Raw genomic sequence first — 9,488 nt, 5'->3', positions numbered from 1 at the left:
GGAGTGTTGGGCTGAGTCGGTCGGGCGGTTTGGGTGTGGGGTGAGGCTCGGGTGGTCGTTGCGGGCGAGGTGTTGTTCCTGCCGTTCCTGCCGTTTCCGGGGTTTCGGGATGGAAAGGTCGCTTTGTTGCGGGAAGTTCTCCAGCAGGAAGTGACTTCGCCAGCCCGAGTTTCAGAAAGCACGCGAGGTTCGGGACGCGGGAAGTCTGGGATGTAAGGTCCGGGACGCGGGGGAGGTGCGCGACGTCTGAGGCCCGGAGCGCCAGAGTCGAACCACGCGCGAACCACGCGCGAGCCACGCGCAAACCACGAGCGAGCCACGCGCGAGTCGGGCGAAAGCCCAGGCGCGGCCCCCAAGGTGGGAGGGTGTGCCGGTCAGCTGGCCGGCGGTCGGGAACGAGGGGAACGCCCATGGCTACGTTTGTGCTCATCCACGGTGGAGGATCGTCGAGCTGGGACTGGCACCTTGTGGCCCCGAAGCTGGAGGAGGCAGGCCATCGCGCGGTCGCCGTCGACCTGCCGATCGAGGAGCCGGGTCTGTCGCTCGTCGACTACGCGGACTCGGTCTCGGCGCAGCTCGACGAGGCGAGGGGCGACAGCTCCGACGGTGATGGGCAGGGGGAGCAGCTGGTGGTCGTCGGCCACTCGCTCGGCGGCTTCTCCGCGGCCCTCGTTGCTGAGCGTCTCGACGCCGACGGGCTCGTCTACGTGGCGGGCATGATCCCGAAGCCGGGAGAGACGATGCAGGAGTGGTGGACAGCGACGGGCCACAGCGCGCTCGGCGTCGACGCCGAGGACGAGCTCGTGTTCTACAACCTCGTGCCGGACGATCTTGTGGTCGACGCGAAGGCGCACGTGCGCGAGGAGTCCGGCTCGTGGATGGACGCGCCTTGGCCGGGCGTCGGCCGCGAGGTCCCGACGGGCTTCATTGCACCAGAGGACGACCTGTTCTTCCCGCTCGAGTTCGCGAAGCAGCTCGCCCGCGACCGTGCCGGGGTCGAGGCGGTCGTGGTCCCCGGAGGGCACTACGTCGCCATCGGCGCGCCTGACCCGCTCGCGAGAGCCCTCGCGGAGTTTGCTGACGGCCTCTGACCGGGAGGCTGGGTACGCTCGTCAGATGCAGCAGCTCACCGAGGCCCAGATCCGGGATGCGTTTGTGAACGCCTCGCGCAAGGAGGTCAGCGACCTGACCTTGTTGCCGGGGTTCCACGATGTGGACTGGGAGCGGCGCGACTACCTCGGCTGGACGGACCCGAAGCTGGGGCGTCGCGCCTACGCGGTGATCCCGGTGGACGGGGACCTCGTGGCGATCATGTTCGAGCGCGCGCGGAAGCTGCCGACTCGGCGCGCAATGTGCTCGTGGTGCGAGGACGTGACGCTGCCCAACGACGTCGTGTTCTACAGCGCGAAGCGGACCGGTGACGCAGGTCGTCGCGGGGATACCGTCGGCACGCTGGTCTGCGCCGAGTTCGAGTGCTCGACGAACGTGCGGCGTCTTCCCACCTCGGCGTACATCGGCTACGACCGCGAGGCGGCCCGCGAGCAGCGCAAGGAGAACCTTCGGATGCGCGCTGCGAGCTTCGCGAGGAACCTGCGCGACGGGGTCTGACGGGCATCCACCGGCTGCCGCTCGGCGTCTACTTGCCGGCGACGGCCTTGGCTGCCCGGTGGGCGATGACGAGGCTCAGGATGACTCCGGTGAGCGTCGAGATCACCGCGAGGGACAGCGCGACGAGATACGGCGCGACGGAGTTGGCGGAGAGCACTGAGACGATCGCGAAGACGATGCCGGCGCCTGCACCGGTGTTCGCCGGGCGCAGCGCCGCCTCGTGGCCAGCGCGCCAGGCTTCGTCGGATGCGCGGGTCGCTGCGGTGCGCAGGCCCGCGTACCCCCAGCGATCGAGACGCCCGTCAGCTCCCCAGCGGACCGTGAGCATGCTCATGAGGTTGCCGACGACGAGGATCACTGCCACCGCGATGGCAGCAGGGAAGCTCGGGGGCTGGAGTTCGATCACCAGGTGATGAGGTCGGCTCGGAGTCAGACGAGAGCAGCGGCGGCAGGACTCCGGGGAGTCGTGCTCGCACGCTTACGCGCGCTTCTGCTCGTAGCCGCTCGCGTCGTCGTCTTCGTCGGCGTCATCATCGTCGAGGTACTCGGACCACTTCGAGAGGATGTCGTCGTTGGGTTCTTCAGTGGCTGGCGGACTCACCGGGTAGCTCGAGGAGCCACCGGAGAGTTCACGTGCCAGCGCGTCATAGTTCGTCTCATGTACGGAGTACTTGAGCTCACGGGCGACCTTGGTGTGCTTCGCCTTTTGACGGCCACGCCCCATGCGTAACCCCCTTATAATTCGGGCCGGGCAGGAATGACCACCCGGTCGCAAGTCGTTAACGAAAATCTGACGCTCACATTACCACGGCGGCCGAGCGAATCTTCGGTGCGCCGACCCGGCCGCGTCACTCTGCGTCTCTAGACTGTGGCCTACCGGACCCGAGCTCGTCGACAGTCCGATGTACCCGCAGAGCTGCGCCTGCAGCGCCTCGACAGGAAGCCGGACGTGCTCGCCGTGAAGACCGACATCGACCTCGTCGTCATCGGCGCGGGCGTGCCCGGTGTGACGGTCGCTGCGACGCTCGCCGAGATGGGCCTCCGGCCGCTGCGGGATTTCGTGGTCTTCGACGCCGAGCCGCAGCCTGGCGGGTCCTGGGGGCGCGGATGGGACTTCCAGACGGTGGGGCACACGCCCCTGCTCTCCGGCCCGCCTGGGCTCTCTGAGCTGGGCATCCGTCTCAGCGATCAGGATCCTGAGGCCATCGTCCGCGACATCATGCCCCCGCTCATGCGGCGCTACGAGGACGCGTACGACCTGTTCGTGGCCCGCCCGGTGCGGGTGCTGCGCGTCGAGGCGATGCGGCGCTCGCCGCTGCTGACGCTGCACATCCAGGTGGGGGACCGCCCGCCGCGCACGATCACGACGAGATACGTCATCAACGCGACGGGAGACTGGTCGTCGCCGTTTGTGCCCTGGTATCCGGGGGCCCTCGACTTCGCCGGCCAGCAGCTGCCTGCCGCTCGCATCGAGTCGCTGGCGGGATTCTCGGGCAAGCGGGTGCTCGTCGTGGGCGGTGGGCGCTCGGCCGTGACGATCCTGCGCGAGCTGGAGCCGATCGCGGCCAAGACGGCGTGGTCGACGCGTCGTGAGCCCGACTTCCACGAGCTGCCCCGCCTCACGCTGCCGTCGCGGACCGATTCCCGGCAGCGCGAGATGGATGCGCGGCACGAGGCCGAGTTCGTCCGCTTCGTCGAGCGAGGCGAGCGGCTGCCGAGCGAGGTGAGCGTGCGCGGCATCCCGCTCTCGAGGGGGACCCTCGCTGCGGTTCGGCGGGGTCTGCTCGTCTCGCAGGGTCCTCTCGCGAGCGTTCAACCGGACGGGGTGACGTTGGCGAGCGGTGAGCGCTTCGAGGCGGATGCCATCATCTGGGCGACGGGGAGTCGTCCGACGATGCGCCATCTCGCGCCCCTGCAGCTGCGCGAGCAGGGCGGTATGGCTCGTCTGCGCGACGGCTGGAGCCGCCGTGACAATCGCGTCGCGCTGCTCGGCTACGGAACGAACCGTCGGAACCCGGTGGCGGCGCGCCTCGATGCCGAGCATCTCGCGGAGGGCGTCTTCGACCGTCTCGGCGAGACCCCGCCCACGGTGAAGTAGCCCCTTCCTCCCTGCCCCCTCTTCCCTGCCCCTTCCCGCGCTGATATGTCAGCCAGATGCAGCTTCCGCCGATCGGGAGCGCGCAGCTGGCTGACTCTTCCACCGGGGATCAGAGCGTCAGGGGATCCGCGGGCAGAGGGGAAGCGGGGCAGAGGGGCCAGGGAGCGAGGCCCACAGCAGGCGCGCTAGCCGCGGTGCGCGGAGGCGAGCACCGAGGTGACGACTGGGCGCGTGCCGAGGAGCGCGAGCCAGACGGCACCGAATCCGAGCGCGAAGCAGAGGGCCATCGTGAGCATCGCGAGGGGCGCGATGATCAGCGAGGCGCCGACGATCGGCAGAATGAGAGCTGCCGCGGCTCCGGCCCCTCCGAGCGCGGCGAGCAGCAGCGGCGCCCAGACCTGCACACGCTGCGCCTGCTCGAAGACCTTGCGCGGCATGCCGGCCCTGTCGAGGGAGATGAGCAGCTTGCGCTCGTCGAGGATCGCGGCCGCCTGCGAGACGCCGACCGTGCACGCCAGCATGAGGAACGCGATGAAGAGCGTCAGGAAGACGCCGGTGCGCAGGTCGGTCATGACGATGAGATCCTCTGCCTGCATCCCGGACGTGCCGACCATGTCGAGGAGGGCGAGGCCGCTCCCGCCGATGACGGCGACGAACGCGATCATCGCGATACCCGAGACGCTGCGCCAGGCGACGCCGGGCGTCTCGGCGAGCCTGCGCCCGCCGATGAGGCGGGCGGGTGACTTCGCGCGCTTCGCCATCTGCCGGCCGATGAGGCCGACCAGGGGGCTGCCGATGAGGTTGAGGGCGAGCATCCCGGCCGCAAGCGGGACGAGCACGGCGATGACGATTCCGATCATGCCGAAGGCCGAGGTGAGTCCCTGCAACATGCCGACGAGGCCGAGGCTGATGAGCAGGATGATGATGCCGGAGGCGAGCGCGAACCACTTGACCCGCGGCTGCGTGCCGCGCTTGCGCACGCCGAGGGGAGTGACGCGCACGGCGGCGAGCCCGGCGAACGAGCTGAGGGCCGCCAGCAGGGTGATGCCGGCCGCGGTCGCGAGGAGCACGGGGAACCCCACCCAGACGGACGCCGCCCCGATGGGGGCACCGTAGAAGTGCAGGAGTCCCACGAGGGGGAGGAGAGCGGCGTAGAGCACCATGCCGGAGAGGATGCCTGCGATGGCGACGAGCGTGGCCTCGGCGACGGCGAGCAGCGTCACGACCCTGGTGGATGCGCCGAGCAGCCTGAGGGTCGCGAGGCGGTCGTCGCGGCGGCGGGCGGAGAGGCGTGCCGCGGCGACGCCGAGGGTCAGCAGCGGGACCGCGAGCAGGGTCAGCGCGAAGACGGCGAACATGCCGTGGGATGGCATGCCTGGCGGCGGGTTGAAGAGCATCATGGTGCCGCCGACCACGACGAGCGTGAGGGCCGTCACCACGGCGAAGGCCACGGCCGGCAGGGCGACGGCGGCGCGGCCGACGGTGTCGGGCCGGGTGAGCATCCGCAGGATCGTGAGGAGCGGGATGCGGCTGGACCCGCGGGGCGCGGGGCTCGGGACGTCGATGGGGGCGAGCGTGGACGACGGTTCGGCAGCCCTGGCTCGTGAAGTCGGGCGGGTGTCAGCTGCGAGGTCGAGGCGCCCGGCGTCGTGGCTGCCGTTCATGCGCGGGCCGCCGTGTCCTCGAGGAGGTACCCGTCGCGCATCCGCACCGTGCGGTCGCAGCGTGCCGCGACCTCGGGGTCGTGGGTGACGACGACGAGGCTGCGGCCGGCCCGTGCGGTCGCGGCCAGCAGTGCCGTCATGACGTCGGCGCTCGTCGCTGAGTCGAGGGCGCCCGTCGGCTCGTCCGCGAAGACGACGCGGGCTCCGGTCACCTGCGCGCGGGCGATGGCGACGCGCTGCGCCTGCCCGCCGGAGAGCTCTCCGATGCGGCGAGCCTCCATGCCGGCGAGCCCCATCGCCGCGAGCCACTGCGCAGCCGCCTGTTCGGCGCGCGTGCGGTCGACGCCGCAGAGCATCGCCGCGATGGCGACGTTCTCGAGTGCGGTGAGCTCCGGCAGGAGCATCCCCTCCTGGAACACGAAGCCGAATTCGGTGCGGCGCAGCTCGGTGCGCTCCGCGTCGGACATTCCGGTGATCTCGCGGTTGCCGGCAGCGCCGTGCACCTCGATGCGGCCCGCGTCCGGCGTGACGATGCCGGCCAGGCAGTGGAGGAGCGTGGTCTTGCCCGACCCGGAGGCGCCCATGATGGCGAGCGCCTCGCCTGCCTGCACCGCGATGCTGACGCCCGCGAGGGCGGTCGTCGGTCCGTAGGCCTTGCTGAGCGAATCTGCCGTGAGCACCCCGCCAGCAGCTGGCAGGGCTGCGGATGCGCGGCCCGCCGCATCGTTCGGGTGCGGGGCGAAGCGTTGTGCGGGTGCTGCTGCCGCGTGCGATTGTGCCGCGGTCGGTGTCTGGAAGCCTGGGTGGGAAGTCATGCTTCCAAGGTGCCCGTCTGGGGGTGCGCGCCTCGACCGCCTGCGGGCTCATCCGCCCCCGACTCTGGGAGGGTATTCAAGGGCCGGCGTCATCCGGGAGGATGACCGCTGGCGCCGCGGCCGGGGGCTACCAGCCGAGCATCCCGAGCCCGAGGCGCTCGCCGAGCAGCTGGCCGACGGTCACGCCGATCAGCGCCGCGAGCACTCCCCAGAGCATCTGGACGATCACGATGATCGCGGCCTTGCCGATCTTGCGGGCGCCCAACGCGTTCGTCGCGTCGAGCATGACGGAGCTCCACGAGCTCATGCCCCCGCAGAAGCCGGAGATGACGAGCATCGACGCGACGGTGGGAAGTGGGAGCAGGCCGGCCGCGAGACCGGCGATGAGCGACGCGACGACGTTCACGATCATGAGCCGCCACTCCGCGGCGACGCGGCGCGGTGTGGCTGTGTCCTGCCGGGTCGATGGGTGGGCGGTGGCGATCGCCGATGCCGGCTGGCGCATCCGCGGCCACCCTTCGACGGCGACGTAGCGGATGCAGGCGCCGAGGCCTCCTGCGAGCCCGACCGCCAGGAGCATGAGGACGTCCATCAGCGCACCCCACCAGCTGGCGCTCCGCCGTCGGGGCCGAATGTGTCGTGGCTCGGCGCGGCTGGGCCTCGGCCGGCACCTGGCGGAGGGGAGATGAGACGCCCGATGGCTCGCCCCGCGACGATGGCGAGGATGCCGCCGACGGTGCCGGCCGCGAACGCGACGACCGCCCATCCGGAGTTCGAGAAGACGAGGGCGAGCGCCAGGGCGATGAGGGAGAACGTGGTGAAGCCGCCGCAGAAGCCGGGGCCGAGGGCCGCCCGCAACGTGGCCAGCCGCTCCGGCCAGTGCGCTCCCGCGACGATGCCGAGCGCGAGGGACCCGGCCACGTTGGCGATGAGCGCCGCGATGATGTCGGAGTCGAGGACGTGCAGGTTCGCGGAGAGTGGGACGTACGTCGTCTGGTCGCCATCGAGCATCGACATCGTCGTCAGGGACGTCACCCAGACGCGCGTGAGCGTCCCGAGGGCGCCGCCGAGGAACACGGCGAGGAGGAGGCGGGCAGGCGAACGCACGCGGCAACCGTACTCCCGGGCTGAGCCGCGCGCCAGCAGCCCGCGGCGACGGCGATCCTGTGGCGCGCTCGTGGCGAGGGGCGCTCCCCGTGGTGGAGAGCGCCCCCGCGCCTGGCGTCTGGCGAGCGCCAGGGCCGCGGCTCAGGCGTCGGAAGTGCCCCCGCCGTTGCTGCTCCTCTCGTCACGCGAGCCGAGGGCGTGCGAGATGCGTTCTCGCACTCGCTCCAGCTCCTGGTCGAGGAACGTCACGATTCCGGGGGAGAGCCGCTGCTCGCTCTGCGCGGCGCGCAGCTCCTGTCGCAGCTCGTGTCGGAACCTGTTGAGCACCAGGTCGGCCTGAGACAGGGCCTCGAGCTGCGCGCGCAGGGCGTCCCGCGGCGGTCGGCTGTCGCCTGCCGGCTCGGATCTCGCGGCCCCGTCGTCTGCCGTGCCGCTGCTCCAGACGTGCGAGCTGCTCGCGGAGGACCACGTGTCGTAGCGCCCATGCGTTCGGTGGCCGTCGCCCGCTTCTGTCGGAGCCTGCGGAGTCCGCGGCGCCTCGGGGGCTCCAGGTGCGTCTGGTCCTGACGGGGGTCGGGGCGGGTCCTGCGGGCGCGGTTCGCCCGCGGCGCTCGAGCCGCCCGTGAACCCCGGCGGGACGAATCCGGGCGGGGTGTCGCCTGGCGTGGTGATCGGGCTCTCGCGCGGCGCATCCCATCCCTTGCCTGCGCCGGAGAAGAAGCCACGAGCGGATGCGGCTCCCGCGGCTCCCGCGCTCGCGGCCTTCTCGAACCCGGCACGTGCATCCGGCCCGAGCTCCTGGGCGAGCCGCGCGAACTCGGCACGCAGCTCCTCGCGGGCACTCGCGAGTCCGTGCCGGACGTCGGCGGCGAGACGGCGGACCGACGAATCGACGTCCTGCTCGATGGAGGCGAGCTCCTCTCGGCGCGAGTCGAGCTCACGCCGGCCGGCTTCCGTGATGCGGTAGACGCTCTTGCGGCCGTCGTTGTGCTTGGTGACGAGCCCTTCCTCCTCGAGTTTCGCGAGGCGCGGGTAGATGGTGCCGGCGCTTGGCGAGTAGGTGCCGTCGAAGCGCTCGGAGAGCGCCTGGATGAGCTCGTATCCGTGGCGCGGCTGGTCTTCGAGCAGGCTCAGCAGGTAGAGGCGAAGGTGTCCGTGGGCGAAGACTGGCGGGGTCACGCGGTGCCTCCCGGCTGTGTGGGGTCGTTCTCGGGCTCGTCGCCCGCGTTCTCGGATGCTGGGGCCGCGGTCTTGCTGTCGCTGTCCCTGGCGGGGTCGCCGTCGGGAACGGGGCGGGTCGCGATGCGGGCGTCGATGCGCTCGTCGAAGTCCGGCGGCGCATCTCCCGCACGCGGCGTTCGGGCGGAGAGGAGCACGGAGACCCGACCGGTGACGGTGCTGATGCGCACGTCGGTGACGGCGCCCTCGGTGGGCTCGGAGCGGTACGTGGTCCCGCGCAGCGGTTCGAGGTGGAGGCCGTCGAGCTGCACGGAGGAGCCGACCGTGGAGACCTGGTAGCTGGGGTGGGTGCCGCCGGGGAGGCGCACCGTGGTGGCGCCGCTGACGGACCTGTTCGCGATGAGGCTGGGGGCGCCAGAGGTGACGTCGACGATCGTGGCGCCCGAGACGGTGCTGCCGTCGAAGCTCACGAGAGCTCCGGTGGCGGTGACGTCCCCTGACGCGGTCTTCACGACGGCGGTGCCAGCGTGGCCGCGGACGCTGATCTCGCCGCCGATGGAGTTGAGGTGCAGCTCGCCGCGGGTCGCATCGAGGAACTGCTCTCCGCCGACCGTGTTGATGTCGATGCGTCCGCTGATCCCGGCGACGAGCACTTCCGCGCTGACGCCGAGCACATCGACGTCCACCCCGGCGGGGACGAGCACGCTCACGACGACGTTCGGCTGGTTCCAGATGGTCTTCGCCGAGGTCTGCACGTCGGTCCAGGACAGCTGGGGGTGGTCGATGAGGAGCTGGTCTCCGTCGATGGCGATCTTGAGATCGCGGCCCGTGATGCCGGACACCTCGATGCGGGTGCTCGGCTCGTCGTGCGCGAGCACGCTGATGGCGCCGCCTGCGAGTCTCGCGCGAACGCTGCGGACGGTCTGCACGTCGATGACGCGGGGTCCGTCCACGATCCACTGTTCAATAGCCACTGCTGCTCCTCGGGAAGGGTTCTCGATGCGCGTCGGCCTTCGC

11 protein-coding genes are annotated in these 9,488 nt (G+C 70.9%); 3 read left to right on the top strand and 8 right to left on the bottom strand.

All coding sequences use genetic code 11. From position 1 onward, the window contains the following. The first annotated feature begins 410 nt into the window (after positions 1–410). Positions 411–1,091, top strand: a complete 681-nt coding sequence (locus tag C5E10_RS15485; RefSeq protein WP_104332381.1) for an alpha/beta fold hydrolase — start codon at positions 411–413, stop codon at positions 1,089–1,091. 25 nt (positions 1,092–1,116) lie between these two features. Further along, on the top strand, positions 1,117–1,608 hold the full coding sequence (locus C5E10_RS15480; protein WP_104240174.1) for an FBP domain-containing protein: 492 nt from the start codon (positions 1,117–1,119) through the stop codon (positions 1,606–1,608). Positions 1,609–1,636: 28 nt separating this feature from the next. Here C5E10_RS15480 and C5E10_RS15475 read toward each other — a convergent pair whose 3' ends face one another. Together C5E10_RS15475 and C5E10_RS15470 are read right to left on the bottom strand one after the other, a co-directional pair. Beyond that, a complete protein-coding gene (locus C5E10_RS15475) occupies positions 1,637–2,014 on the bottom strand; it encodes an SdpI family protein (protein ID WP_181059585.1) in 378 nt (125 codons plus the stop codon). A 72-nt stretch (positions 2,015–2,086) separates the two neighbouring features. Next, the gene (locus tag C5E10_RS15470) at positions 2,087–2,332 is read right to left on the bottom strand and encodes a DUF3073 domain-containing protein (protein WP_104298123.1); all 246 of its coding nucleotides are present in this window, start codon (positions 2,330–2,332) and stop codon (positions 2,087–2,089) included. Positions 2,333–2,476: 144 nt separating this feature from the next. Here C5E10_RS15470 and C5E10_RS15465 point away from each other — a divergent pair, with 144 nt between their 5' ends. Further along, entirely contained in the window at positions 2,477–3,706 is a 1,230-nt protein-coding gene (locus C5E10_RS15465; RefSeq protein ID WP_104332380.1) for an NAD(P)/FAD-dependent oxidoreductase, read from the top strand. Positions 3,707–3,891: 185 nt separating this feature from the next. Here the strand turns inward: C5E10_RS15465 and C5E10_RS15460 are convergent, their stop codons facing one another. From C5E10_RS15460 to C5E10_RS15435, 6 genes are all read right to left on the bottom strand, one after another. Further along, positions 3,892–5,370 carry a permease gene (locus tag C5E10_RS15460; protein WP_104332379.1) on the bottom strand — a complete coding sequence of 493 codons (1,479 nt, stop codon included), beginning with the start codon at positions 5,368–5,370 and terminating at the stop codon, positions 3,892–3,894. Then, positions 5,367–6,185 carry an ABC transporter ATP-binding protein gene (locus C5E10_RS15455; RefSeq protein ID WP_104332378.1) on the bottom strand — a complete coding sequence of 273 codons (819 nt, stop codon included), beginning with the start codon at positions 6,183–6,185 and terminating at the stop codon, positions 5,367–5,369. The genes C5E10_RS15460 and C5E10_RS15455 overlap by 4 nt, the downstream gene beginning before the upstream one ends. Positions 6,186–6,312: 127 nt before the next feature. Then, positions 6,313–6,777: a CrcB family protein gene (locus C5E10_RS15450; RefSeq protein ID WP_181062800.1), complete on the bottom strand. Its 465-nt coding sequence runs from the start codon at positions 6,775–6,777 to the stop codon at positions 6,313–6,315. Beyond that, positions 6,777–7,292, bottom strand: a complete 516-nt coding sequence (locus C5E10_RS15445; protein ID WP_181062799.1) for a CrcB family protein — start codon at positions 7,290–7,292, stop codon at positions 6,777–6,779. Before C5E10_RS15445 ends, C5E10_RS15450 begins: the two co-directional genes overlap by 1 nt. Before the next feature lie 141 nt (positions 7,293–7,433). After that, positions 7,434–8,471 carry a PadR family transcriptional regulator gene (locus C5E10_RS19575; protein WP_104332375.1) on the bottom strand — a complete coding sequence of 346 codons (1,038 nt, stop codon included), beginning with the start codon at positions 8,469–8,471 and terminating at the stop codon, positions 7,434–7,436. Then, on the bottom strand, positions 8,468–9,445 hold the full coding sequence (locus C5E10_RS15435) for a hypothetical protein (RefSeq protein WP_146080300.1): 978 nt from the start codon (positions 9,443–9,445) through the stop codon (positions 8,468–8,470). Before C5E10_RS15435 ends, C5E10_RS19575 begins: the two co-directional genes overlap by 4 nt. Positions 9,446–9,488: the final 43 nt, after the last annotated feature.

The organism is Pseudoclavibacter sp. RFBG4, assembly GCF_002931515.1.
Lineage (GTDB): Bacteria > Actinomycetota > Actinomycetes > Actinomycetales > Microbacteriaceae > Pseudoclavibacter.
This window is presented reverse-complemented; position numbering and strand designations above follow the sequence as displayed.

Bases quoted from the DNA above. Each gene is read 5' to 3' on its own strand.
- C5E10_RS15485 (WP_104332381.1), top strand. From the start codon at position 411: ATGGCTACGTTTGTGCTCATCCACGGTGGAGGATCGTCGAGCTGGGAC.
- C5E10_RS15480 (WP_104240174.1), top strand. From the start codon at position 1,117: ATGCAGCAGCTCACCGAGGCCCAGATCCGGGATGCGTTTGTGAACGCC.
- C5E10_RS15470 (WP_104298123.1), bottom strand. From the start codon at position 2,332: ATGGGGCGTGGCCGTCAAAAGGCGAAGCACACCAAGGTCGCCCGTGAG.
- C5E10_RS15460 (WP_104332379.1), bottom strand. From the start codon at position 5,370: ATGAACGGCAGCCACGACGCCGGGCGCCTCGACCTCGCAGCTGACACC.
- C5E10_RS15455 (WP_104332378.1), bottom strand. From the start codon at position 6,185: ATGACTTCCCACCCAGGCTTCCAGACACCGACCGCGGCACAATCGCAC.
- C5E10_RS15450 (WP_181062800.1), bottom strand. From the start codon at position 6,777: ATGGACGTCCTCATGCTCCTGGCGGTCGGGCTCGCAGGAGGCCTCGGC.